This is a genomic window from Streptomyces sp. NPDC101237, from assembly GCF_044767465.1.
In the GTDB taxonomy this organism is placed as follows: Bacteria; Actinomycetota; Actinomycetes; order Streptomycetales; family Streptomycetaceae; genus Streptomyces; species Streptomyces gramineus.
Genome location: NZ_JBIWNY010000015.1, coordinates 68,694 through 92,822, shown reverse-complemented (window position 1 = coordinate 92,822; position 24,129 = coordinate 68,694). Strand labels below are relative to the sequence as shown.

General features: G+C 70.7%; 17 protein-coding genes. 15 read left to right on the top strand and 2 right to left on the bottom strand.

Features of this window, described 5'->3' with window-relative positions:
- Window positions 1-335: 335 nt before the first annotated feature.
- The 10 genes from ngcE (at window position 336) to ACIRQ9_RS23345 (ending at window position 14,244) form a co-directional block, all read left to right on the top strand.
- The gene (ngcE, locus tag ACIRQ9_RS23390) at window positions 336-1,787 is read left to right on the top strand and encodes an N-acetylglucosamine/diacetylchitobiose ABC transporter substrate-binding protein (protein WP_404176638.1); all 1,452 of its coding nucleotides are present in this window, start codon (window positions 336-338) and stop codon (window positions 1,785-1,787) included.
- Between the two features lie 27 nt (window positions 1,788-1,814).
- Window positions 1,815-2,741 carry a carbohydrate ABC transporter permease gene (locus ACIRQ9_RS23385; RefSeq protein ID WP_404176635.1) on the top strand — a complete coding sequence of 309 codons (927 nt, stop codon included), beginning with the start codon at window positions 1,815-1,817 and terminating at the stop codon, window positions 2,739-2,741.
- Window positions 2,742-2,745: 4 nt separating this feature from the next.
- Window positions 2,746-3,669 (top strand): carbohydrate ABC transporter permease, encoded by a 924-nt coding sequence (locus tag ACIRQ9_RS23380; protein WP_404176632.1) that lies wholly within the window; start codon window positions 2,746-2,748, stop codon window positions 3,667-3,669.
- A 326-nt stretch (window positions 3,670-3,995) separates the two neighbouring features.
- Window positions 3,996-5,195: an ROK family transcriptional regulator gene (locus tag ACIRQ9_RS23375; RefSeq protein ID WP_404176629.1), complete on the top strand. Its 1,200-nt coding sequence runs from the start codon at window positions 3,996-3,998 to the stop codon at window positions 5,193-5,195.
- Window positions 5,196-5,328: 133 nt separating this feature from the next.
- A complete protein-coding gene (locus ACIRQ9_RS23370; protein WP_404176626.1) occupies window positions 5,329-6,426 on the top strand; it encodes a sugar ABC transporter substrate-binding protein in 1,098 nt (365 codons plus the stop codon).
- A gap of 327 nt (window positions 6,427-6,753) precedes the next feature.
- Window positions 6,754-7,545 (top strand): ATP-binding cassette domain-containing protein, encoded by a 792-nt coding sequence (locus ACIRQ9_RS23365; protein WP_351325917.1) that lies wholly within the window; start codon window positions 6,754-6,756, stop codon window positions 7,543-7,545.
- A gap of 56 nt (window positions 7,546-7,601) precedes the next feature.
- Window positions 7,602-8,915 carry a sugar ABC transporter permease gene (locus ACIRQ9_RS23360; RefSeq protein WP_404176920.1) on the top strand — a complete coding sequence of 438 codons (1,314 nt, stop codon included), beginning with the start codon at window positions 7,602-7,604 and terminating at the stop codon, window positions 8,913-8,915.
- Window positions 8,916-9,105: 190 nt separating this feature from the next.
- Window positions 9,106-11,022, top strand: coding sequence for a 1-deoxy-D-xylulose-5-phosphate synthase (gene dxs / locus ACIRQ9_RS23355; protein ID WP_404176622.1), 1,917 nt, complete (start codon window positions 9,106-9,108; stop codon window positions 11,020-11,022).
- Window positions 11,023-11,226: 204 nt separating this feature from the next.
- Window positions 11,227-12,723 carry an amino acid permease gene (locus ACIRQ9_RS23350; protein WP_404176618.1) on the top strand — a complete coding sequence of 499 codons (1,497 nt, stop codon included), beginning with the start codon at window positions 11,227-11,229 and terminating at the stop codon, window positions 12,721-12,723.
- Window positions 12,724-12,795: 72 nt separating this feature from the next.
- Window positions 12,796-14,244, top strand: a complete 1,449-nt coding sequence (locus tag ACIRQ9_RS23345; RefSeq protein WP_404176615.1) for an ArnT family glycosyltransferase — start codon at window positions 12,796-12,798, stop codon at window positions 14,242-14,244.
- 48 nt (window positions 14,245-14,292) lie between these two features.
- On the opposite strand, the gene ACIRQ9_RS23340 is transcribed toward ACIRQ9_RS23345, so the two are convergent.
- Complete coding sequence (locus ACIRQ9_RS23340; protein WP_404176612.1) at window positions 14,293-14,664, bottom strand: NTP pyrophosphohydrolase; 372 nt, start codon at window positions 14,662-14,664, stop codon at window positions 14,293-14,295.
- A 66-nt stretch (window positions 14,665-14,730) separates the two neighbouring features.
- Here ACIRQ9_RS23340 and ACIRQ9_RS23335 point away from each other — a divergent pair, with 66 nt between their 5' ends.
- Window positions 14,731-15,747 (top strand): hypothetical protein, encoded by a 1,017-nt coding sequence (locus tag ACIRQ9_RS23335; protein WP_404176609.1) that lies wholly within the window; start codon window positions 14,731-14,733, stop codon window positions 15,745-15,747.
- Between the two features lie 7 nt (window positions 15,748-15,754).
- Here the strand turns inward: ACIRQ9_RS23335 and ACIRQ9_RS23330 are convergent, their stop codons facing one another.
- A complete protein-coding gene (locus ACIRQ9_RS23330) occupies window positions 15,755-16,855 on the bottom strand; it encodes an LCP family protein (RefSeq protein WP_404176606.1) in 1,101 nt (366 codons plus the stop codon).
- A gap of 248 nt (window positions 16,856-17,103) precedes the next feature.
- Here ACIRQ9_RS23330 and ACIRQ9_RS23325 point away from each other — a divergent pair, with 248 nt between their 5' ends.
- The 4 genes from ACIRQ9_RS23325 (at window position 17,104) to ACIRQ9_RS23310 (ending at window position 24,027) form a co-directional block, all read left to right on the top strand.
- Window positions 17,104-18,222: a hypothetical protein gene (locus ACIRQ9_RS23325; protein WP_404176603.1), complete on the top strand. Its 1,119-nt coding sequence runs from the start codon at window positions 17,104-17,106 to the stop codon at window positions 18,220-18,222.
- Window positions 18,223-18,542: 320 nt separating this feature from the next.
- On the top strand, window positions 18,543-20,216 hold the full coding sequence (locus ACIRQ9_RS23320) for a stealth family protein (protein ID WP_404176917.1): 1,674 nt from the start codon (window positions 18,543-18,545) through the stop codon (window positions 20,214-20,216).
- Window positions 20,213-21,157: a hypothetical protein gene (locus ACIRQ9_RS23315; RefSeq protein ID WP_404176600.1), complete on the top strand. Its 945-nt coding sequence runs from the start codon at window positions 20,213-20,215 to the stop codon at window positions 21,155-21,157. The genes ACIRQ9_RS23320 and ACIRQ9_RS23315 overlap by 4 nt, the downstream gene beginning before the upstream one ends.
- 8 nt (window positions 21,158-21,165) lie before the next feature.
- Window positions 21,166-24,027, top strand: a complete 2,862-nt coding sequence (locus ACIRQ9_RS23310) for a stealth conserved region 3 domain-containing protein (RefSeq protein WP_404176597.1) — start codon at window positions 21,166-21,168, stop codon at window positions 24,025-24,027.
- Window positions 24,028-24,129: the final 102 nt, after the last annotated feature.

The window sequence follows — 24,129 nt, the reverse complement described above, 5'->3', positions numbered from 1 at the left end:
CTGCCACAAGAGACAACGTTGTCAGATGCGTGGCGCAGGAACCAGTAGGTGGTCAAGTGGTCCGTGATGTCAAGGGTGTTGGCTGCGGCATTCAGGGGTCTATGTCGGCTCTTTTTCCGGCAAGCCGTACACGGCTCGCTCAGATTTCCGACAGGTCTCAACTAGGAAAAGACCCTTGGCGAACCTTGCATTCGATCTTGCCCCGCTGGCGGGAAGTGGACTATACCTGTCGGCACTTCCTGAGTGACTTCCTGCACGGCCCAGCACGACCCGACCGCGGTGCCGGGGAGGATCCGGTTCACCGCCTGAGTCCTGGAGAGGGCGAGGACTTGAGCATGGGATCCACATCCGCAGCCAGTCATGGTTCCGAAGGCGTCGGCCGCCGCGATCTGATCAAGCGGTCGGCCGCACTCGGCCTGATCTCGGTTCCCACCGTCGGATTTCTCTCCGCCTGTGCCAGCAGTGGCGGAGGCGGCCAGTCCAAGGACAAGGCCGGCAAGAAGACGGCCAAGAACCCGCTCGGCGTCAACGACACCGCCCAGATGGAATTCGTCCTCTTCGACGGCGGTTTCGGCAAGGAGTACGCCGAGGACGCGGTGAAGGTCTACCAGAAGGACTTTCCGAAGGCCAAGGTCAAGTTCTCGGCCACCCAGAAGATCCAGTCCACTCTGCAGCCCCGCTTCAACCAGGGCACCCCGCCGGACCTCATCGACAACTCCGGCGCCGAGCAGATGGACATGGGCGTGCTGGTCGGCAAGAAGCAGCTGGCCGACCTCACGCCGCTGCTCGACGCGCCGTCGTACGACGACCCGAACAAGAAGGTCCGCGACACGCTGCGCCCCGGCATCGTGGAGATGGGCCAGTTCGACGGCGACCCCGTCTGGATCATGTACTACGCCTACACGGTGTACGGCGTCTGGTACTCGCAGAAGGCCCTGGACTCGCTCGACGCGGAGTACCCGCAGACCTGGGACCAGATGCTCGCCGTCTGCGAGAAGGCCAAGAAGAAGGGCATCGCCGGCTGGACCTACGCCGGCAAGTACCCGTACTACATCCCCTTCTCGCTGTACCCGATGATCGGCAAGGTCGGCGGCGTCGAGGTCCTGAACGCCATCGACAACCTGGAGCCGAACGCCTGGAAGCACCCCGCCGTCAAGGCGTGCTTCGAGGCCTACTACGAGCTCTACAAGAAGGGCTACATCCTCAAGGGCACCCCGGGCCTGGACCACATCCAGTCGCAGACCGCCTGGGCGCAGGGCAAGGCCCTGTTCATCCCGAACGGCTCCTGGGTGGAGAACGAGTCGGCGAACGTCATCCCCTCCGACTTCAACCTCGCCGTCTCCGCGCCCACCGGCATCGACAAGAACGACAAGATGCCGTTCGGCACCATCTGGGCCTCAGGCGGCGAACCGTTCATCGTCCCGGCCAAGGCGGCGAACGCCGAGGGCGGCATGGAGCAGCTGCGCATCATGCTCAGCGAGGCCTCCTCCAAGAACTTCACGTCCAAGGTGAAGTCCCTGACCGCCTACAACGGCGGCACCGACGGCATCACCCTCACCCCGGGCCTCACCTCCGGCGTCGCCGCCCTGAAACTGGCCGGCTCGAACGTGGTCAACCCGCGGCTCCAGGACTGGTACGTGCAGCTCCAGAAGGAGAAGATCGGCGTGGCCGGTCTCGGCGAGATGATGGCCGGCCGGCTGACCCCGGCGGAGGCCATCAAGAAGATCCAGGGATACGCCGACGAAGCGGCCAAGGACACCACGATCAAGCACTACAAGCACCAGTAATACCCACCTCACGGCACCGGAGTGGCGATGCAGCACGGCAAGTACCGGTTCATTGTGGGGTTTCTGGCGTTGCCCCTGGGACTGTACGCGCTCTTCGTGGTCTGGCCGTTCATCCAGTCCATCTACTACTCGTTCACGGACTGGACCGGCCTGAGCCCCGATTTCAAGATGGTCGGCCTGGACAATTACAAGAGGATGTTCCACGACGACATCTTCTGGAAGTCCTTGCAGCACAGCTTGATGTTCGCGGTCGTGCTGCCGCTGGTGACGATCAGCCTGGCGCTGTTCTTCGCCTTCATGATCAATGTGGGCGGCCGCAGAAGGAGGGGCGGTCCCGTCGTCACCGGCGTACGGGGCTCCTCCTTCTACAAGATCGTCTATTTCTTCCCGCAGGTGCTGTCGATCGCGATCGTCTCGCTGCTGTTCGCCTTCGCCTACAACCCGGACAGCGGAGCGATCAACTCGTTCCTGCGCGGAATCGGTCTGGACAGTATCCAGCCGCTGTGGCTCGGGGATCCGAGCCTCGCGCTGTGGTGCGTGATGGCCGTCCTGGTGTGGTCCACGGTCGGTTTCTTCGTGGTCCTCTTCTCGGCCGGCATGGCGTCCATCCCGACCGATCTCTACGAGGCCGCGCTGCTCGACGGGGCCGGCCGCGCGACGACCTTCTTCCGACTGACCCTGCCGCTGCTGTGGGACACGGTGCAGTCCGGCTGGGTCTACATGGGCATCCTCGCGCTCGGCGCCGAGTCGTTCGCAGTCGTACAGATCATGACGACGGGACCGGGCGGGCCCGACTACTCGACGACCGTGATGGTCCTGTACGTGTACCAGAAGGCGTTCCGGGACGGTCAGGCCGCCTACGCCACCACCATCGGCGTCGCCCTGCTGGTCGTCACGCTCGCCTTCGCGGCGGTCGTGATGCGGCTGGGCCGTCGCGAGCGGCTGGAGTACTGAAGCGATGACGACGACCGAGACCGACGCCCCGATGCCGACCGGCCCCGACGCGCCGGTGGCGAAGACCGCCGCCGCCGCGCCGGAGCCGTCCCGGGGGCGGCGCGAGGGCGGGATCCTCAACGTCTTCTCCCACGGCGTCCTGGTCCTGTGGGCGATCATGGTGGTCATGCCGCTGGTGTGGGCGGTGATGACCTCCTTCAAGGACGACAGGTCCATCTTCAGCTCGCCCTGGGCGCTGCCGGACACGCTCCACTTCGACAACTGGTCGCGGGCCTGGACCCAGGCCAACATGAGCGACTACTTCCTGAACACCATCCTGGTGGTGGGCGGTTCACTGATCGGGACGCTGGTGCTCGGCTCGATGGCGGCCTACGTCCTGGCCCGTTTCGACTTCCCCGGCAACCGCTTCATCTACTACCTGTTCATCGGCGGCATGAGCTTCCCGATCATGCTCGCCCTGGTCCCGCTGTTCTACGTCGTCAACAACATGGGTCTGCTGAACACGATCCACGGCCTGATCCTGGTCTACATCGCGTACTCGCTGCCGTTCACGGTCTTCTTCCTCACGGCGTTCTTCCGCACCCTGCCCACCTCGGTGGCCGAGGCCGCCTTCGTCGACGGCGCCTCGCACAGCCGCACGTTCTTCCAGATCATGTTGCCGATGGCGAAGCCCGGCCTGATCAGCGTCGGGATCTTCAACTTCCTCGGGCAGTGGAACCAGTACATGCTCCCCACGGTCCTCAACACGGATCCGGACAAGCACGTCCTCACCCAGGGCCTGGTCCAGCTGGCGGTCAGCCAGGGCTACAAGGGCGACTGGTCGGGACTCTTCGCCGGCCTGGTGATGGCGATGCTGCCGGTGCTGGCCGCGTACATCGTCTTCCAGCGCCAGGTGGTGGCGGGGCTCACGGCGGGCGCGTTGAAGTAGACGGACCGTTTGCGTCCCGAAAGAACAGGAGCCGCCCTCAGGGGCGGCTCCGCCGCGCGGTGTGACCGGCGACGACCTGGCCGCACCCGCCTCACCGGGGCCGCCCGCCCCCCTCCCGGCCTGCTCACCAGTGGACTAGACATGTCGAACGCATGTCCCGCAGGCATCCCCCGAACCGCCAACGATTTCTGTCAAGGACTTGACGGCGGTAACCCGTTCAGCAGAGCTTGGAGTTCATAACTTGTAAGTGACCCGGTTCCAGAGATGTGGCTTGGGTCACGTTGGCGGCACCGTGGCCGCCTCCGATGGCGGGAGTGGATGGGTCGATGGAGACTCCGGGGTCGCAGTCGTCGCTGCACCGAGCCAACCTGGAACGTGTCGTACGGGCCGTACGGCTGGCCGGATCGCTCACGCAGGCGGAGATCGCGCGCACGACCGGGCTGTCCGCGGCGACGGTCTCCAACATCGTGCGCGAGCTCAAGGACGGCGGAACCGTCGAGGTCACGCCCACGTCGGCGGGCGGCCGCAGGGCCCGCAGCGTGAGTCTGAGCGGTGACGCCGGCATCGTCATAGGGGTCGACTTCGGCCACACCCACCTGCGCGTCGCGATCGGGAACCTGGCCCACCAGGTGCTGGCCGAGGAGTCCGAGCCGCTCGACGTCGACGCGTCGTCGAGCCAGGGCTTCGACCGGGCGGAAGAGCTGGTCAACCGCCTGATCGCGGCGACCTCCGTGGACCGCTCGAAGATCGCCGGCGTGGGTGTCGGCGTCCCGGGGCCCATCGACGTCGAGTCCGGCACCCTCGGCTCCAGCGCCATCCTGCCCGGCTGGATCGGCGCGAGACCGGCCGAGGAGCTGAGACTCCGCCTCGGCGTCCCCGTGCACGTGGACAACGACGCCAACCTCGGCGCCCTGGGCGAACTGGTCTGGGGCAGCGGCAAGGGAGTGCGTGATCTTGCTTACATCAAGGTCGCGAGCGGTGTCGGCGCCGGACTGGTGATCAACGGGAAGATCTACCGCGGGCCCGGCGGCACGGCGGGCGAAATCGGGCACATCACGCTCGACGAGTCCGGCCCGGTCTGCCGCTGCGGCAACCGCGGCTGCCTGGAGACCTTCGCGGCGGCCCGCTACGTGCTGCCGCTGCTCCAGCCCGGTCACGGCCCCGACCTGACCCTGGAGGGCGTCGTACGGCTGGCCAGGGACGGCGACGCCGGCTGCCGGCGGGTGATCTCCGACGTCGGGCGGCACATCGGCAGCGGTGTGGCCAACCTCTGCAACCTGCTGAACCCGAGCAGGGTGGTCCTCGGCGGCGACCTCGCCGAGGCCGGTGAGCTGGTCCTGGCGCCGATCAGGGAGTCCGTGGGGCGCTACGCGATCCCCAGTGCCGCACGGCAGCTGTCGGTGCTTCCCGGTGCCCTCGGCGGCCGCGCGGAGGTGCTCGGGGCGCTCGCCCTCGCACTCAGCGAGATGGGCGATTCAACCCTTTTGGACGGCTCGTTGCCCGCCGTTGCACCTGCCTTCACTTAGAGAACGAATGGCGCCGTTGCCATCTCGTTAAGTATTTACTTCTTGACGCCGCAGTCACGGCCGAGTTGACTTCCAGCCACCTCGGCCGCAGCGTTGCGGCCCTGTCAGGGAGGCACCCCCAATGAACGCAACGATGCGTAGAGTCGTGATCGGCACCGCCGCGGTTTCCATGGCGCTGTCGCTCGCCGCCTGTGGCAAGGCCGGCGATGACAAGAAGAGCGACTCGAGCAGCAGCAGCAGCTCCTCCGGTGGTAGCAAGACCATCGGTCTGCTGCTTCCCGACAGCGTGACCGCGCGCTACGAGAAGTTCGACAAGCCGTACTTCGAGGCCAAGGTCAGCTCGCTGTGTGCCGACTGCAAGGTCGAGTACGCGAACGCCGCCGGTGACTCGGCCAAGCAGGCCCAGCAGGTCAGCAGCATGATCACCAAGGGCGTCAAGGTCATCGTGATCTCGTCCCAGGACGCCGCGGCCATCAAGTCCTCCGTGCAGGCCGCTGTCGCCAAGGGCATCAAGGTCGTCGCGTACGACCGCCTCGCCCAGGGCCCGGTCTCGGCCTTCGTCTCCTTCGACAACGTCAAGGTCGGCGAGCTGCAGGGCCAGGCCCTGCTGGACTCCCTCGGCTCCAAGGCGACCAAGAAGTCCAAGGTCGTCATGATCAACGGTGACGACGCCGACCCGAACGCCGCGCAGTTCAAGGAAGGCGCCCACAAGGCGCTGGACGGCAAGGTCGACATCGCCTACGAGCAGTCCGGCCTGTGGAAGGACACCGTCGCCGCGCAGAAGGTCAAGGCGGCCATCACGCAGCTCGGCGCCAAGAACATCGCCGGTGTCTACTCCGCCAACGACGGCATGGCCGGTGGTATCGCCAACACCCTCAAGGGCGCCGGCATCAGCGGCATCCCGCTGACCGGTCAGGACGCGGAGCTCGCGGGCATCCAGCGCATCGTCGCCGGCACCCAGTCCTCCACCGTCTACAAGGCGTTCAAGCCGGAGGCCGAGGCCGCCGCCACGATCGCCGTGGACCTGCTCCAGGGCAAGGACATCGCCTCGCTCGCCACCAGCACGCAGACCAGCGGCTCCGGCGACAAGGTGCCCTCGCAGCTGCTGACCCCGGTGTCGGTCACCAAGGCCAACATCAAGGACACGGTGATCAAGGACGGTCTGTACACCGTCTCCGACATCTGCACCGGCGAGTACGCCAAGGCCTGCAAGACCGCCGGCCTGCAGTAGTCCGGCGCTCCGGAGCCGCACGGCTCCGGCCGCCCGCGCCCGGGTGCTCGCAGTACGACACCCGGGCCCCGGCCGCCCGACGCGCCGGCCCTTCCGCAAGGTGCCCCGTCCGTCCGGCGGTCTCGCGAAACCCCTCCGACGCCCGCTCCGGCCTCATACCCCGCTGCCGGAGCGGGCGTCGGACGGACCCGTTGCCAAGCGCGGCGGATTCGCGCATGTTCATCTTGTAAATCTCGTGCGGACACCGAAGACAACCCGAGGTGGCCGCACGACCCTCCGCGCCTGATCACCAAGCGCGGCATCCCCGCCGGTCAGGCGGCGAAGGAGATGGTTCACGTGTCCGCTACGCCCGTGCTGGCGTTGCGCGGAGTCTCCAAGCGATTCGGTGCGGTCCAGGCACTCACCGATGTCGACTTGGAGGTCCACGCCGGAGAAGTGGTCGCCCTGGTGGGCGACAACGGCGCCGGAAAGTCGACCCTGGTCAAGACGATCGCGGGTGTGCATCCCATCGATGAGGGCGTCATCGAGTGGGAGGGCCGGCCGGTCCACATCAACAAGCCGAACGACGCCCAGGGCCTGGGCGTCGCGACGGTCTACCAGGACCTCGCCCTGTGCGACAACCTGGACGTGGTCGGCAACCTCTTCCTCGGCCGTGAGCTCCTGCACCGGGGCGCCATCGACGAGGTCACGATGGAGAAGCAGGCCCGGGAGCTGCTGAGCACGCTCTCCATCCGCATCCCGAGCGTGCGCATCCCGATCGCCAGCCTCTCCGGCGGTCAGCGCCAGGTCGTGGCCATCGCCCGCGCCCTGATCGGCGACCCCAAGGTCGTCATCCTCGACGAGCCCACCGCCGCGCTCGGTGTCGAGCAGACCGCCCAGGTCCTCGACCTGGTCGAGCGGCTCCGCGAGCGCAACCTCGCCGTCATCCTGATCAGCCACAACATGGCTGACGTGAAGGCGGTCGCGGACACGGTCGCCGTGCTGCGCCTGGGCAGGAACAACGGCTCCTTCCCCGTGAAGAGCACCAGCCATGAAGAGATCATCGCCGCGATCACGGGCGCCACGGACAACGCCGTGACCCGTCGTGCGGAGCGTCGCACCCCGGAGGCGGCAAAGTGAGCGAGACGTCGAACAAGACCGTGCAGGGCGACGAGTCGCCCGACGAGTCTCCGCAGATCGAGAAGTCCGCGGCCGCCGAGGCCGCCGCGGCCACGGCGACGGTGGCCCCGCCCGCCGAGGACCCCACGGCCGCGCCCGTCGCGGTCGTCGACCCGCGCCTGCTGGTCCGCGAGGAGGGCCTCAAGGGCTACGTCACCGAGTTCAAGCGCAAGGTGAAGGGCGGCGAGCTGGGCTCGCTGCCGGTGGTCATCGGCCTCATCATCATCTGGACCATCTTCCAGGTGAAGAACAGCCTGTTCCTCAGCGCCGACAACCTCTCCAACATCAGCTACTTCCTCTCGGCCACCGGCATGCTCGCCATCGGCCTGGTGTTCGTGCTGCTGCTCGGTGAGATCGACCTGTCGGTCGGCTCGGTCAGCGGTCTGGCCTCCACCGTGTTCGCCGTCTTCGTGGTCAACCACGGGATGAACGGCTGGCTGGCGCTGATCCTCACGATCATCACCGGCGTCGGCATCGGCGCCCTGCACGGCTGGTTCTTCGCCAAGATCGGCGTACCCGCGTTCGTGGTCACCCTGGCCGGCTTCCTCGGCTGGAACGGCCTGATGCTGTGGCTGCTCGGCGACAGCGGCACCATCAACATCCCGTCCGACAGCGGACCGGTGCACATCCTCGGCCAGAGCTCCTTCTTCATGGACCAGGCCATCATCGGCGCCTACCTGCTGGCCGGCCTCGGCGTGGTCCTGTCGGCCATCGGCCAGTTCAACGAGCAGCGCCGGCGCCGTGCCGCGGGCGTCCCGTTCCGTCCCACCAGCGAGATCCTGGTCCGCGTCGCGCTCCTGGCCATCGCCTCCTTCGTGGCGGCGGCCGTGCTCAACAACGCCTCCGGTGTCTCCAACGCCCTGGTGATCTTCCTGGCCTCCCTGGTGGTCGTCGACTTCGTGCTGCGCCGCACGACGTACGGCCGCAAGGTCTTCGCGGTCGGCGGCGGCATCGAGGCCGCCCGTCGTGCCGGTATCAGCGTGCCGATGGTCCGGATCACCGTGTTCGCGATCTCCGGCGGCTTCGCGGCGGTCGGCGGTATGTTCTTCGCCGGCCAGACCGCCAGCGCCACGCTGAACGCCGGTGGCGGCAACACCCTGATGCTCGCCATCGCGGCGGCCGTCATCGGCGGCACGTCGCTCTTCGGCGGCCGCGGTTCGGTGTGGTCGGCCCTCCTGGGCATGCTGGTCATCCAGTCCATCCAGACCGGTCTCGACCTGCTCAACATGAACACCTCGATCCAGTACATGATCACCGGTGGTGTTCTGCTCGGCGCGGTCGTCATCGACTCGGTCTCCCGCCGCAGCCAGAAGGCGGCCGGGCGCGGCTGACGCCCCGCGGTTCCCGACTGTGCCCGGCACCGCACGGTGCCGGGCACAGTCGTGTCATAGGTGGGGGCCATCATGGGTACAGCCGACGCGTGACCTATGACCCTGGGGCCGGAGTCGTTCCGTCCGGGCGGAACATTAGACTCGACAGGCCCGGCAACAGCTCGATCAGCTCTACTGCAAGGAGGCACGGGTGCCGCTGCTGACCCGTATCAGGGGACCGCGCGATCTGGACCGGCTCAGCCCCGAGGAGCTGCTCCAGCTGGCAGAGGAGATCCGGAGCTTCCTGGTGGAAGCGGTCTCCAAGACCGGCGGACACCTCGGTCCCAACCTGGGCGTGGTCGAGCTCACCATCGCCCTGCACCGCGTCTTCGACTCCCCGAAGGACAAGGTGCTGTGGGACACCGGCCACCAGTCCTACGTGCACAAACTGCTCACCGGCCGGCACGACTTCTCGAAGCTGAAACAGAAGGGCGGCCTGTCCGGCTACCCCTCGCAGGCCGAGTCCGAGCACGACGTCATCGAGAACAGCCACGCCTCCACGGTCCTCGGCTGGGCCGACGGCATCGCCAAGGGCAACCAACTGCTCGACAACGACCACCACGTCGTCGCCGTCATCGGTGACGGCGCCCTCACCGGCGGCATGGCCTGGGAGGCGCTCAACAACATCGCCGCCGCCAAGGACCGCCCGCTGGTCATCGTCGTCAACGACAACGAGCGCTCCTACGCCCCGACCATCGGCGGCCTCGCCAACCACCTCGCGACCCTGCGCACCACGGACGGGTACGAGCGGTTCCTGGCCCGTGGCAAGGACCTCCTGGAGCGCACCCCGGTCGTCGGCAAGCCGCTCTTCGACACCCTGCACGGCGCCAAGAAGGGCCTGAAGGACTTCATCGCCCCGCAGGGCATGTTCGAGGACCTGGGCCTGAAGTACGTCGGCCCGATCGACGGCCACGACATCGAGGCCCTGGAGTCGGCGCTCGCCCGCGCCAAGCGGTTCGGCGGCCCGGTCATCGTGCACTGCCTCACCGAGAAGGGCCGCGGCTACCAGCCCGCCCTCCAGGACGAGGCCGACCGCTTCCACGGCATCGGCCCCATCCACCCCGACACCGGCCTGCCCATCAAGGCGTCCGGCGCCGACTGGACCTCCGTCTTCGGCGACGAGATGGTCGAGCTGGGCAAGGAGCGCGAGGACATCGTCGCCATCACGGCGGCCATGCTCCAGCCGGTCGGCCTGAAGAAGTTCGCCGACACCTTCCCCGAGCGGATCTACGACGTCGGCATCGCCGAGCAGCACGGCGCCACCTCCGCCGCGGGCCTGGCCACCGCCGGACTCCACCCGGTCTTCGCCCTGTACGCCACCTTCCTCAACCGCGCCTTCGACCAGGTGCTCATGGACGTGGCCCTGCACAAGTGCGGCGTGACCTTCGTCCTGGACCGGGCCGGCGTCACCGGCACCGACGGCGCCTCCCACAACGGCATGTGGGACATGTCGATCCTCCAGGTCGTCCCCGGCCTGCGGCTCGCCGCCCCGCGCGACGCCGACCAGGTCCGCGCCCAGCTCCGCGAGGCCGTCGAGGTCGACGACGCGCCCACCGTCGTCCGCTTCTCCAAGGGCGCGGTCGGCCCCGCGGTCGCCGCGGTCGGCAAGGTCGGCGGCATGGACGTACTGCGCGAGCCCGGCACCGACACCCCGGACGTGCTGCTGGTCTCCGTCGGCGCGCTCGCCCCGATGTGCCTGGAGATCGCCGCGCTCCTCGACAAGCAGGGCATCTCCACCACCGTCGTCGACCCGCGCTGGGTCAAGCCGGTGGACGAGGCGATGGCTCCGCTGGCCGAGCGGCACCGGGTGGTCGTCACGGTCGAGGACAACCTCCGTGTCGGCGGCGTGGGCGCGACGATCGCCCAGGCGCTGCGCGACGCGGGCGTGGACGTCCCGCTCCGCGACTTCGGCATCCCGCCGCGCTTCCTGGACCACGCGTCCCGGGCGGAGGTCATGGCGGAGATCGGCCTGACGGCCCCCGACATCGCCCGTCAGGTCACCGGCCTGGTGGCCAGGCTGGACGGCCAGCCGGCCGACGTCGGCTCCGTCGAGCCCGCCAGGGACTGAACCGCGACGCGCCCCGCGAGGGGCGCGGGGAACCGCGCGACGGGCCGTCCGCGGCCCCCGACGGCACACGAACCACCCCGATGGGCCGGTTCCGCTCACCTCCGGTGGCGGGACCGGCCCTCGTGCGTGAACCTGCCTTTGCCGGGCATACGCATCCCCGGCCCTCTCGATCATGTCGAGGACGACAAGCGTGGGAGGTAGGCAGTGGCCAGTACGTTCTTCAGGACCAAGAACGTCGAACAGTCCATCAAGGACACCGAGGAACCCGAGCACGCTCTCAAGAAGTCGCTGTCGGCCCTGGACCTCACGGTCTTCGGCGTGGGTGTCATCATCGGCACCGGCATCTTCGTCCTGACCGGTACGGCCGCCAAGAACACCGCAGGCCCCGCCGTCGCGCTCTCCTTCGCCGTCGCCGGCGTCGTCTGCGGCCTCGCCGCGCTGTGCTACGCCGAGTTCGCCTCCACCGTCCCGGTGGCCGGTTCGGCGTACACCTTCTCGTACGCCTCCCTCGGGGAGTTCCCGGCCTGGATCATCGGCTGGGACCTGGTGCTGGAGCTGGCGCTGGGCACGGCGGTGGTGGCGGTCGGCTGGTCGGGGTACATCCATTCGCTGCTCGACAACGCCGGCTGGCAGCTGCCCGCGTACCTCAGCGGCCGCGACGGCGCGCACGGCTTCGGCTTCGACATCCTCGCCGCCCTGCTCGTCCTCGCCCTCACCGCGATCCTGGTCGTCGGCATGAAGCTCTCCGCCCGGGTCACCTCGGTCGTCGTCGCCATCAAGGTGGCCGTCGTCCTGGTCGTCATCATCGCGGGCGCCTTCTTCATCCACAGCGGCAACTACAGCCCCTTCATCCCGCCCAAGGAGGCCGTGCCGGCGGGCGGCAGCCTCAAGGCACCGCTGATCCAGCTGATGATCGGCTGGGCGCCCTCCAACTTCGGCGTGATGGGCATCTTCACCGCCGCCTCCGTCGTCTTCTTCGCCTTCATCGGCTTCGACGTCGTCGCCACCGCCGCCGAGGAGACCCGCAACCCCCAGCGGGACGTGCCGCGCGGCATCATGGGCTCCCTGATCATCTGCACCGCCCTGTACGTCGCCGTGGCCATCGTGGTGACCGGCATGCAGAAGTACAGCGCGCTGTCCGTGGACGCCCCGCTCGCCGACGCCTTCAAGGCCACCGGGCACCCCTGGTTCGCGGGCCTGATCAGCTTCGGGGCCGCCGTCGGCCTGACCACCGTCTGCATGATCCTGCTGCTCGGCCAGTCCCGGGTGTTCTTCGCGATGAGCCGGGACGGCCTGCTGCCCAGGTTCTTCTCGCACACCCACCCGAAGTTCCGCACCCCCTACCGGCCCACGATCCTGCTGGGCGTCGTCATCGCGATCGTCGCCGGCTTCACCAGTCTCAGCGAACTCGCCGAACTCGTGAACATCGGCACGCTCTTCGCCTTCATCGTCGTCGCGATCAGCGTGGTCATCCTGCGCAACACCCGGCCGGACCTGGAGCGGTCCTTCCGTACCCCGTGGGTGCCGGCGCTGCCGGTCGTGTCCGTGCTGGCCTCGCTGTGGCTGATGCTCAACCTGCCTGCCGAGACGTGGCTGCGGTTCGCCATCTGGATGGTCATCGGCTTCGGCGTCTACTTCCTCTACGGCCGTAAGCACAGCCGTCTCGCCGAGGCAGAGCGGAGCCCCGCCGACGCTCCGTGACCGGCACTCTCGCCACTTCGGCCCCGTATGTCCCGTCCGAGGGGGACTGCGGGGCCGGATAGCGTGCTCCCCATGCTTCTCGCGCCCCTCGCCCCGCCACGGTCCGTAGTCGCAGGGAAGGGGTACTGGACGCGGCTGCTGCCCCTGCTCGCGGTCCTGGCCTGCGTCACCCGGACGCCGTCCTTCCTGCGGCCGCTGTGGAACCCCGACGAGGGCTATCTCGCCGTACAGGCACGCATACTGGCGCGCGGCGGGCAGCTCTACGAGACGGTGGTGGACCGCAAGCCGCCGCTGCTGCCCTGGCTGTACGAGGGGACGTTCGCGGTCTTCGGTTCCGGGTCGCTCACCCCGGTCCGGGTGCTCGCCGTCCTCGCCCAGCTGGCCACCGCCGTCCTGCTCGCCTCGATCGCCCGGCGCCGCTGGGGCGACCGCGCGGGGCGCACCGCGGGCACGCTGTACCTGCTCGTCTCCGTAGGGCTCAACCCCGAGGACGCGCAGGCCGCCACCTTCGAGGTGTTCATACTGCCCGCCACGGCCGCCGCGATGTGGTGCGCCGACCGCCGCCGCTGGGGCGCCGCCGGTGCGGCCGTCGCCTGCGCCCTGCTCACCAAGCAGACCGGCGGGGCCGTCCTGCTGCCGGTCCTCTGGCTGTTCCACCGCGCCGGCGGCCCGCGCGCGGGCCTGCTCCGGCTGGCCGCCGGTGTCACCCTGCCCGTCCTGGGCGCCGCCCTGCTCACCGACCCGGCCGGCTTCGCCTTCTGGACGGTCACCGGCTCCGGCACCTACGCCTCCTTCACCGGCTCCGAACTCCACGTCACGGCACGCGCGTTGACCAACACCGCGATCCTCGCCACGGCCTGCGCGGGCCTGCTCCCACCCGTCGCGCGCGCCCTGCGCGTCACCCGTTCCGGAGCCGGGGACCTCTGGCTGTGGCTGGCCGCGTCCGCGGCCGCCGTCACCGTCGGCCTCCACTTCTTCGGCCACTACTTCCTTCAGCTCACCCCGCCGCTCGCGCTGCTGGCCACGGCCGCGCTCCAGGTCCTGCCCAGGGAGCGGACCGCGGCGGCCGTCCGGGCCTCGGCCTGCGTCTGCGCCCTGTTCCTGGCCTGGGGTCTGCTGGCGCCGCGGCCCGAACTCGCGCACGCCCAGCGGCTCGCGGCCGCGCTCGCCCACCGCACCCAGCCGGGCGACCGGGTGCTGGTCTGGGGGATACACCCCGAGACCTACTGGCTCGCCGACCGCACGCCCGCCACCCGGTACCTCACCGCCGGCCTCCTCACCAACTTCAGCGGCGGCCGGGACGGTCCGCAGGTCGGCGAGAAGTACGCCGTCGCGGGCACCTGGCCGGTCTTCCGCGCCGAACTGGCCGACCGGCCCCCGGACCTGGTCATCGACGACTCCCGGGGCAAGCCGTACGGCCCCGACCGGGTGCCCACCCTGCGCCGCCTGCTCAGGGCCGGCTACACCCAGGTCGGCGAGGTGGACGGAGCGGTGCTGTACGCCCGGGTGCCGGGCGGGTAGGGCGGGACGCGGCGGTCGGCGCCGGGCGCTCCGACCCGGATCCGCGGCTCAGCGCAGGAGGGTGCTCGGGCCGATCACCTCGGCGCCCAACTCGGTCACCCGGCGGCGCAGTTCGCGGTCGGCGGTGACGACCAGGCGGGGGCGGCCGGGGTGTTCGGCGGCCAGCTCGACGATGCGGTCGTCGCCGCTGCCGGACGCCGCCTCCACCCGCACCCCGGGCACCGACTCGACCCCGCGGGCCGCGCCCTCGACGACGAGCACCAGCTCGACGGGGGTCGGCCGGCCGGGCAGGCCCCGCTCGGCGAGCCGGTCGCGCAACCGCTCGGCGGCCCCTTTGCGGTCCCGCCACCATCCGTCGGGCCGCGACCCGACGACGTTCGCGCCGTCGACGATCACCAGCAGGGGCGCTTCTCCGTCCATGTCCCCAGCGTCGCACGCCCGGGGCCTGCCCATCGCCCCGAACGGCCGCCCGCTTAGAGTGAAGCGGTGAACGGCGACTGGCTCCTCCGCGGCCGCGACGGCCGGCTCAGTGTCTATCTGCCGTCGGGTGACGCCGTGCTGTGCCGGGCCGAGCGCGGCCCCGCCCGTCCCTGGAGCGCGCCCCGCGGGATCGGCGGTGACCAGCGGCTGCACCCCGGCTTCGCGGTGGGCCACGGCGCCGACGGATATGCCCACCTGGTGGCCTGGCGGCCCACGGTGAACGGCGAGTCGGGGCTGGTCCACTCCACCCACTACCGTCCGCACCTGGCGGCCCTGGACTGGCGGCCGATCGGCCATCCCGGCAAGAAGGGCGAGGTCACCGGCGCCCCGGCCGTCGCGGTGGACGCGCAGGGCCGGGCCCATGTCTTCGTCCGCAACCGGGGACGCGGGGTGAGCATGGTCGCCCAGAAGGAGAAGGGCGGCTGGGACCCGTGGCGCGACCTGAAGGGCCGGCGGGTCGAGGACGGGCTCGCGGCGGTGACCGGCGAGTCGGGGCGGGTGGAGGTCTACGCGGCGGTACCGGGCGGGATCGTGCACTGGCGCCAGGAGGAGGCGGGCAAGCCGCCCGTCCTGCTGGAGACGGTCGAGACCCCGGTCCGTCCCGGCACCCTCACCGCCCTCGCCACCTCGCCCGCGAGCACGACCCTCTTCTACACCGACGAGGCCGGTGACCTCTGCGCCTGGCGTCCGGGCGACGGGCCGTACACCCTGCTGCCGTCCGCCGGGCCCGGCCCGGTCGCCGCGGTCCGCTGCGAACTCGACGGGCACGACTGCACCCTGCTCGCCCAGCGCTCGGCGAGCGGCCGGGTGGCCTTCGCCGCCTATCCCACGCAGGACGAGCGGGCGGGTGCCTGGTGGACCGAGTCGGGCCCGCAGCTTCCCGCCGACGCGACGGTCGCCCTGGCCACGGACGAGGAGGACCGGGTCACCGCCGTCTCCGTGTCCCCGTCCACCGGGCAGTTGCTGCTCACCCGGCGCAAGGACGAGGAGGGGCTGGCGCTGGAGGCCTGGCGGGAGGTCTGATCCGCCGTCAGTTTCCGCCGGTGGCCGGTGACTTCTTCGCGGACGCGGGGATCTCGGTGTCGGTGCGGACCGCCTTCCACAGGGCCGAGGCCTGCGGCTGGGCGGCCACCACGCGGTTCGGGTCGGCCTTGTCGTACGCCACCGGGAGCATGATCGTCTCCATGGTGTCCGGGTTGACGCCCTTCAGGCTGCGGCCGAACTCCGCGAGCTTGGTGAGCGAGGCGAGTTCGGAGTCGGTGGTGAGCGCCGCGGTCAGCTTGTCGGCGATCTTGTAGGCCTTCACCGGGCTGCCCAGCAGGTCCTGCCGCTGGATCTCGCCGAGCAGGGCGATCATGAACTGCTGCTGGAGACCGATGCGGCCGAGGTCGCTGCCGTCGCCGATGCCGTGCCGGGTGCGGACGAACTCCAGGGACCGCGTGCCGTCGAGGCGGTGGGTGCCCTTGGTCAGGTCGAGGCCGCTGGAGGTGTCGTGGATGTCCTGGTCCACGGTGACGGTCACCCCGCCTATCGCGTCCACCAGGTCCTTGAAGCCGGCGAAGTCCACCTCGACGTAGTGGTCCATGCGGACCCCGGACATCTGCTCCACCGTCTTGACCACGCAGGCCGGACCGACCTGCGAGTAGATGGAGTTGAACATCACGCGCCGCGCGGAGGCGACCGTGGAACCGGTCGCGCTGGTGCACTCCGGGCGGGTCACCAGGGTGTCGCGCGGAATGCTGACCGCGACGGCCTGCCGGCGGCCCTCGGGTATGTGCATCACCAGCGCGGTGTCCGAACGGGCCCCGGAGACCTTGCCGGTGTGCAGCGCCGCGTTGGCGCCGGCCCGGGAGTCGGAGCCGAGGATGAGTATGTTCTGTCCCGAGGTGGGCAGTTTCTCCGGCCGGTCGTCACCGATCGCCCGGTCGATGTCCAAGCCGTGGATGTTGCCGTCGATGCCGCTGTAGAGCCAGTAACCGGTGCCGGCCACGGCCACGATCAGGACGGCCAGCGAGAGCAGGATCCAGCGGCCGGTGCGGCGCCTGCCGGTGCGCGCGCGCTTGCCGCCTCGCCCGCCTCCGGGCGATGACGTGGCGCCGTCGGCGGAGGGCGGCGTCGATACGTGGCTCATCCTGGTTCGAGTCCTCAGGTGTCGTGCCCCGGAGGGCGCATGCGGTGGCGTGGGGACTCGGGTGGGGGGAGAGCCGGTCCGTGATCTGCCGGATGACGTTGCACTATAGACACCCCGTCCGGACAGTTGTGCGGTCGGAGTGACGAAAACGTGAACGCGGACCATCGGGAGGGTGTCCCCCGGGAGGCCGGGGGAGACGGCCGGCGCCGACGGCGGACCGGTGGAGGGACGAGGAAGAGGGGGACCCGATGGGGGTCGGAACCAGGCGGGCCGCACGCGGCCGCGGGAGCGCGTCGCGGGAGGAGGCCGGCCGTGCGGCCGGTGACGGCCCCCGGAGCGACGGTGTCGTGGACGGCCGTTGGCTCGTCGGCGGCCGTGACGGCAGGCTCAGCGCCTACGCGCGCACCGACGGCGGGGTGTTGCGCTGGACGCAGGCCCGGCCGGGTGGTCCCCGGTGGACGGGGCCGGACTTCTTCGCCGCCCCCGGCGTCACGGACGTCTCGGCCGCCCAGGGCGCCGACGGATATGTGCACCTGGTGGGCAGGCGGGAGCGGGGCGGCCCGGCCCCGGTGGAGATCGTGCACGCGGTGCAGTACCAGACCGGCCGGCCCCTCGGGGAGTGGCGCTCGATGGGCAATCCCGGCCGGACCCCGGAGCGGGCGGCTCTCGTCGGGGCGCCGGTCGCGGCGGTGAGCGCGTCGGGCCGGGTGCACGTCTTCGTCCGCAACGCGGGCGGCGGGGTCAGCCTGCGCAGGGAGGCACCGGACGGGCGGTGGGAGCCCTGGCGGGACCTGCGCGGCGGGGGCGTCCTCGCCGGGACGGCGGCCACGGCCACCGGGACCGGCCGGATCGAGGTGTTCGTGCCGGGCCGGCGGGCCGCGATGCACTGGTCCCAGTCCGAGCCGGACGGCGGGACGGAGCGCCGGCCCGACCTGGGCGTCGCCGTCGCCGAGGGCAGCCCCGCCGTGCTGGAGACCGCCCACGACCGGGTGACCTTCCACTGGACGGACGCGGCGACCGGCGGGGTCGTCGCCCACCGTCCCGGCGGCCGGGTCGTTCCGCTGGGCGGGGCGCCGGCCGTCGGCAGGATCGCGGCGCTGCGCACCGTGCTCGACGGGTACGACTGCACGGTCCTCGCCGTCCGCGACCGGACCGGCGGGATCGCGCTCGCCGCCTTCGGGACCGAGAACGAGGGCGGCGGCGTGTGGTGGTCGCCGACGGGGGAGCGGTGCGCGCACGGTCCCGCGCTGGCCCGGGACGCGCGCGGGCGCGTGGTCCTGGCCTTCGTGGACGAGGCGGGCGCGCTGCGCGTGGCGCGCCAGGCGGACGAGGCGGGCCTGGCGATGGAGCGATCGGTCCCCGTATGACCCGGTAGCGCCCCCCGCCGGATTGAAATGTAGGTGACACCTATCTCACAGCTGTGCAAACGTGTGGACAATAAGTTGGTGAGAATGTGAAGATCCGGTGGCTCGATCTGGTCGTCCCCAACGGAACGGCGGGCGTACGGGCGCAGTCGTTCACGGGGCGTGAGGGGGGTCTCAGCCCTTGCTCAAGGTGCTGAGGAGTTTGGGTGAGCCCGGGTAATCCGGAGGCCAGTGCGCTCGTTTCCACGTACAGATCACTCGTCCCGGTACGGGCCCGCCGGCGGATCGTCCGGCGGATTCCGCGTCCGCTGCGCCAGCAGGTCATGCGCGGTCTGGCGGCGGCCGACGCGATGCGCGGCACCCTGGCCGGAATCGCCCTGGGGCGGGGCCTCGGTGCCGCCCGACGCGACGCGGCCGCCCTGCGGGTGGTCCGTCTCGACGGACGGCACGTGCGGGCCATGGTCGTGCCCGGCGCCACCGAGTGGGCCGCGAGGGCGCGCAACCTCCATCTCCTCGTGGCGATCCTCGAAGAGGCCGAGATCGAGTACTTCGCCGTGCGCGGCACGGGAGGAAACGTTCCTGTACTGGCGATTCCCGCGGCGCTCCGCGAGGACGTCGAAGAGGTCCTCCAGATGGTCTGCGGCAGCGACCCCGGATACGTCCGCGCGGCGTCGGGGGGCCAGTCCCGCGACGGGTCCTCCGCCCAGGCCTGGCGGAAACTGCGCGCGCAGCGGGTGCTGAACGTGGCCTGGGTCGTCTGCGACCCCACCGGAAACCTCGTCTTCGGCCACGACTCCGGCTGCGAACTGGAGTTCTGGACGGAGCAGGACGGCGAACTCGTCGCCCCCCGACCCAACTCCGTGATCACCAGCACCCCGGCCGACGGCGAACGCCGGCTCGCCGAACAGCGCCTGTTCAGCCCCGTCCCGTTCCTGTACGGCACCGGACAGACCCGCACGCTGCCCGAGTTCACGGCCGCGCTGATCGGCGACCACCGCTACCCGATCGACATCGTCTACACCTGGGTCGACGACTCCGACCCGGTCTGGAGGGCGAGCAAGGACACCACGCGCCGCTGGGTCGACGGCTCCGTGCCGATGCACGACCAGGCCGACAACGACGCCCGGTACACCAGCCGCGACGAACTGCGGTACTCCCTGCGCTCCATCCACCAGTTCGTGCCCTGGGTGCGCAACATCTACCTGGTGACGGCGGGACAGGTGCCCGCCTGGCTCGACACCGAGTACCCCGGCCTGCGCGTGGTGGACCACCGGGAGATCTTCTCCGACGCGCACGCGCTGCCGACCTTCAACTCCCACGCCATCGAGAGCCAGCTGCACCACATACCGGACCTCGCCGAACACTTCCTCTACCTGAACGACGACGTGTTCTTCGGGCGCCCGGTCCACCCCGAACAGTTCTTCCATCCCAATGGCCTGACCAAGTTCTTCATGTCCAAGGCGCTGATCCCGTCCGGGCAGATCTCCCCCGACGACCTTCCGGTGAACGCCGCGGGCAAGAACAGCCGGGGACTGATCGCCCAGCAGTTCGGCACGGTCGTCTCGCAGAAGATGAAGCACACCCCGCACGCCCTCCGGCGCTCCGTCCTCGCCGAGATCGAGCAGGTCTACGCCCGCGCGCACTGGGTCACCCAGCACTCGCGGTTCCGTTCCCCGCACGACACCCCGGTCGTCTCGTCGCTGCACCACTACTACGCCTACCACTCGGCCAGGGCCACCGTCGGCGACCTGCGGTACGTGTACATCGACATCGGCGACCAGCGCGCCGAGCAGCGGCTCAACCGCCTGGTCGCCCGGCGTGACTTCGACACCTTCTGCATCAACGACACGGTCGTTCCCGAGGACCGGGACGCCCAGGCGCGCATGGTCGCCCGCTTCCTGGACGCCTACTTCCCCGTGGCCAGCCCGTACGAGCGCCCCGATCCCGCGCCGTCCACGGCGAGGCAGCAGGTCGAGGAAGGGGCGGTGGCCCGATGAGCGCACGCGGCAGGATCCTCGCCGCCGTCCGCCGCCGGGCCGCGGTCCGGCTCGCCCGGCCCCGCGCCTGGCTGATGAACCGCCTCTTCGTGCCCAGGCGGGCCGCCCGCACCGCCCGGCTGCGCTACGCCGCCGTCCTGGACGGCCAGACCGTCAACCTCCACGCCGAGCTGCCCCGCTCGGTCACCGGCGCGGACCGGGCCGAGATCGTCGTACAGCGCCGCCGCCGCCGGCACCGGGTGCCCGCCCGGATCTACGCCGGGCGCGACGGCCGCCTCCTCGTCGACGCGGCGGTCCTGCTGGGCACCGGGACCAGGGGAGTGCCCGTGACCCCGGGGCGGTGGAGGCTGCGGCTGACCGTGACCGCCGGGCGCCAAGTCCTCCGGTTCCCGCTGCTGCTCGCCGAACCGACGAAGCCCGCGACCGGGACGACAGGACCGATGACGTCGTCGCCGGTCACCGCCGACCGCTACCGGCTCGGCCGGACCGTCCGGGGCGACGCGCGCGTGGTCTGCGCCAGGCCGCGGCCCGCAGCCGAGGTGGTCACCGTGCACATCGAGCACGCGCGCGTCGAGGTCGACCTGCGCCTGTTCGGAGTCGACGCGGACGCCCGGCAGGCCGAGTTCGTCGCCGCCGGGCGCCGGGTGACGCGGCCGCTCCGCGCCGTGGAATCCGGGGTGTGGCGGGTGGAGGTACCACTGGCCGAGATGGTCCCGTCCGGGACCCGGCACGTGCACTGGGACGTCCTGGTCCACGCGGACGGCCGCGCCCCGCTCCGCCTCGGCCGACGGCTGCACGACGTCCAGGCACCGGGGCGGGTGTTCGCGATGCGGAAGATCCTCGTGTCACCGCGGCGCGGCACCCTGATGTCGATCCAACCCCGCTACACGCCTGCCGGGAACCTGCGGTTCACCTGCGGCGACGGTACCGCGGCCGAGTAGAGGAACCCATGAGAATCGCCTTCCTGCTGACCCAGGCCGATGTCCTGGGCGGCGAGGAGCGGGCCGTGCTCGGTCACGCCGGCGCGCTCGCCGACCGCCACGAGGTCAGCGTCGTCAGCGTCTTCAAGGCACGTCGCCGGCGCTTCACCGCCCCCGACCCCCGGGTGCCGGTCGCGTTCCTCGTCGAGGCGCTCCAGCACCGGCCCGTACGCCGCTCGGCCCTCGACGAGGCGGCCGGACCCGCGCTGAGCGCGATGCCCAGCGAAGTCGTCGAGCGCCGCTGGGACGACCGCTTCGACCGGCTCACCGACATCGAGGTGGAGTACGCGCTCCAGAACACCGACGTCGACGTCCTGGTCACCACCTCACCGGCGCTGCTCGCCTACGCGGCGCGGTTCGCCCCGCCGCACGTCCTGACCGTCCACTACGAACTCGGCGCTCCGGAGGGGGCCGGCGCCGCCGCCGAACCCCTCCTGCGGCACATCACACGCTGCGACGCCGTGGCTCTCGCGTGCGCCCGGTCCCGCGAGTGGTACACCGAGACGTTCGGTGCCGGTGCCCCGCCGCTCGCGGTGATCCCGCCCGCCCTCACCGAGGGGTTCCGGCCGCGCTCGACGCTGGAGACCCGGATGGTGACCCTGGCCGCCCGGCTGGAGGAGCGCTCCGCGATCGCCGACGCCCTGACCGCGTGGGCCCGTGTCAGCCCGCTCCACCCCACCTGGGTCCTGCGGATCCTCGGTGACGGCCCGCTCGGCGGCAGGCTCACCGGCCGCCGGGACCAACTCGGCCTGCACGGAACCGTCCAGTTCGTGGGGGAGGCGCCGGCCGGCCTCGCCGAGGAGTGGGCGAAGGCCAGCATCGCCCTGAGCACCGCCACCGAGGACGCCGTCGGACTGGCGCTGCGCGAGGCCCAGGCCGCCGGGGTGCCCGTACTGGCCTACGACAGCCCGCACGCTCCCCGGGAGATCGTGCACGAGGGACGGACCGGCCTGCTCACCACCCCCGGGGACACGGACGCCCTGGCCACCGCGCTGCTCGGCCTGATCGAGGACGCCGACACGCGCCACGGCATGGGCCGTCTCGCCGCCGAAGCGGCCCGGCGGTTCTTCGCCGGCGACCAGTGGGACACCCTGCTCGCCACCCTGGAGGCGGACCGGGCCGGCGGCCGGCGCGCCGTGCTGAGGGCCGAGCGGTCCGCGGCGCACGCCCTCCTCGCCGGCGCGGGCGGCCGGGCGCGGGCCGCGGCCGGCGCTCCGCGCAGCACCCAGCACTCCAACCGGCTCCAGCAGGCAGAGGAACGGCTGCTCAAGGAGCACCGCGGTCTGGTGCGCGACGGCGGCCAGGTGTGCCGCCTGATCGACGCGGAGACCCCCTTCGACATCGTCCAGGCCAACCTCGCGATGACGGCCGACGCGCTGGAGGCGGCCCGCGTCCCGTACTTCGTCTCCCGGACCACGAAGGTGCGGCACACCGTCGCCGTCCACGCCGACCACCGGGAGGCCGTGCTCAAGGCGCTCGCCCAGCACTTCGGGAAGCAGGCCGTCTACACGGCCCTGCTCAACGACGCGGACACCTCGGTCGCCACCACCCTCGCCGGGCTCGCCACCGAGTACCTGCGCACCGAGTGCTCCGGAGTACGGGTCTACCAGAGCGTCGTGACAGCGTCCGGGACCCTGCGGCTCGGGGCGGCCTACGGCTGCACCGTCGCGTTCTGGCAGGACGACCCCGAGGACCCCGGCACCATCGTCTCCCCGTTCCGCACCCTGCTCGGCCCGCGGGTGCCCAAGTCCGCGCTGCGCCGGGTGCCGATGACTCTGGGCGGCCGCCGGTACCCGACGCTGGAGGCCTTCGCGGCAACCCTGCACCACGACGTCGACTTCCCGGTGGATGCCGTGTACACCTGGGTCGACGGCGCCGACGTCGCGTGGCTGGAGCGCAAGAACGCCGTGCTGGCCGCCATGGGGATCGAGACGGAGGACGCGGCCACGAGCGCCGCCCGCTTCCGCAACCGCGACGAACTGCGGTACTCGCTGCGGTCCCTGGACATGTACGCCCCGTGGATCAGGAACATCTACATCGTGACGGACCGTCAGGTCCCGTCGTGGCTGGACCCGCACCACCCCAGGGTCCGCGTGGTCGACCACACCGAGATCTTCGGCGACGAGGGGGCGCTGCCCACGTACAACTCGCACGCCATCGAGAGCCGGCTGCACCACATCGACGGGCTGGCCGAGCACTTCCTGTACTTCAACGACGACGTCTTCGCCGCCCGCCCCGTCCAGCCCGGCCTGTTCTTCCTCGGCAACGGGCAGTCGAAGCACTTCATGTCGTCGAACGCCGTTCCGGTCAACCCCATCGCCGAGGGCGACGAGTTCAGCCGCATGGCGGCGAAGAACAACCGGGCGCTGGTGGCCCGGAAGTTCGGCAGGACCCTCGTCAACTCCTTCATCCACGCCCCGCACCCGTTGCGCCGCAGCGTCATGTACGACCTGGAGCGGGAGTTCCCGGACGCGCTGAGCGCCACCGCCCGCCACCAGGTGCGCGACCCGTCGGACGTGTCCGTCGCCTCCTCGTTGCACCACTACTACGGCTACTACACGGGCCGCAGCGTGCCGGGCGGCATCTCCAGCGGGTTCGTCAACGTCGGACTCAGCGAGCAGGTGAAGAAGCTCAACCACCTCCTCGCGGAGCGCGCCAACGACGTCTTCTGCCTCAACGACTTCCACGACGGGGACGTCTCCGAGGACGAGCAGGACGCCACGCTCGCCGCCTTCCTGCCCAGCTACTTCCCCATCGCCGGCCAGTTCGAGGCGGGTTCGCCCCGCAACCGGCTCTTCCACGCGGGGCACCTGCCCGGCTGGCCGCTCTGAGAGGCACCGCGACCACGGTCCGCGTCCTCTGCTCAGCGCGCCCGCACCCCGCCGCCCGGACACACCGAAGGGGGCCTCCGCGGATCGCGGAGGCCCCCTTCG

Coding starts and splice junctions, on each gene's coding strand:
- ACIRQ9_RS23365 (WP_351325917.1), top strand. CDS start 6,754: ATGGTTCACGTGTCCGCTACGCCCGTGCTGGCGTTGCGCGGAGTCTCC.
- ACIRQ9_RS23370 (WP_404176626.1), top strand. CDS start 5,329: ATGCGTAGAGTCGTGATCGGCACCGCCGCGGTTTCCATGGCGCTGTCG.
- ACIRQ9_RS23345 (WP_404176615.1), top strand. CDS start 12,796: ATGCTTCTCGCGCCCCTCGCCCCGCCACGGTCCGTAGTCGCAGGGAAG.
- ACIRQ9_RS23325 (WP_404176603.1), top strand. CDS start 17,104: ATGGGGGTCGGAACCAGGCGGGCCGCACGCGGCCGCGGGAGCGCGTCG.
- ACIRQ9_RS23310 (WP_404176597.1), top strand. CDS start 21,166: ATGAGAATCGCCTTCCTGCTGACCCAGGCCGATGTCCTGGGCGGCGAG.
- ACIRQ9_RS23315 (WP_404176600.1), top strand. CDS start 20,213: ATGAGCGCACGCGGCAGGATCCTCGCCGCCGTCCGCCGCCGGGCCGCG.
- ACIRQ9_RS23330 (WP_404176606.1), bottom strand. CDS start 16,855: ATGAGCCACGTATCGACGCCGCCCTCCGCCGACGGCGCCACGTCATCG.
- ACIRQ9_RS23380 (WP_404176632.1), top strand. CDS start 2,746: ATGACGACGACCGAGACCGACGCCCCGATGCCGACCGGCCCCGACGCG.
- ACIRQ9_RS23320 (WP_404176917.1), top strand. CDS start 18,543: ATGCGCGGTCTGGCGGCGGCCGACGCGATGCGCGGCACCCTGGCCGGA.
- ACIRQ9_RS23340 (WP_404176612.1), bottom strand. CDS start 14,664: ATGGACGGAGAAGCGCCCCTGCTGGTGATCGTCGACGGCGCGAACGTC.
- ACIRQ9_RS23375 (WP_404176629.1), top strand. CDS start 3,996: ATGGAGACTCCGGGGTCGCAGTCGTCGCTGCACCGAGCCAACCTGGAA.
- ngcE (WP_404176638.1), top strand. CDS start 336: ATGGGATCCACATCCGCAGCCAGTCATGGTTCCGAAGGCGTCGGCCGC.
- ACIRQ9_RS23385 (WP_404176635.1), top strand. CDS start 1,815: ATGCAGCACGGCAAGTACCGGTTCATTGTGGGGTTTCTGGCGTTGCCC.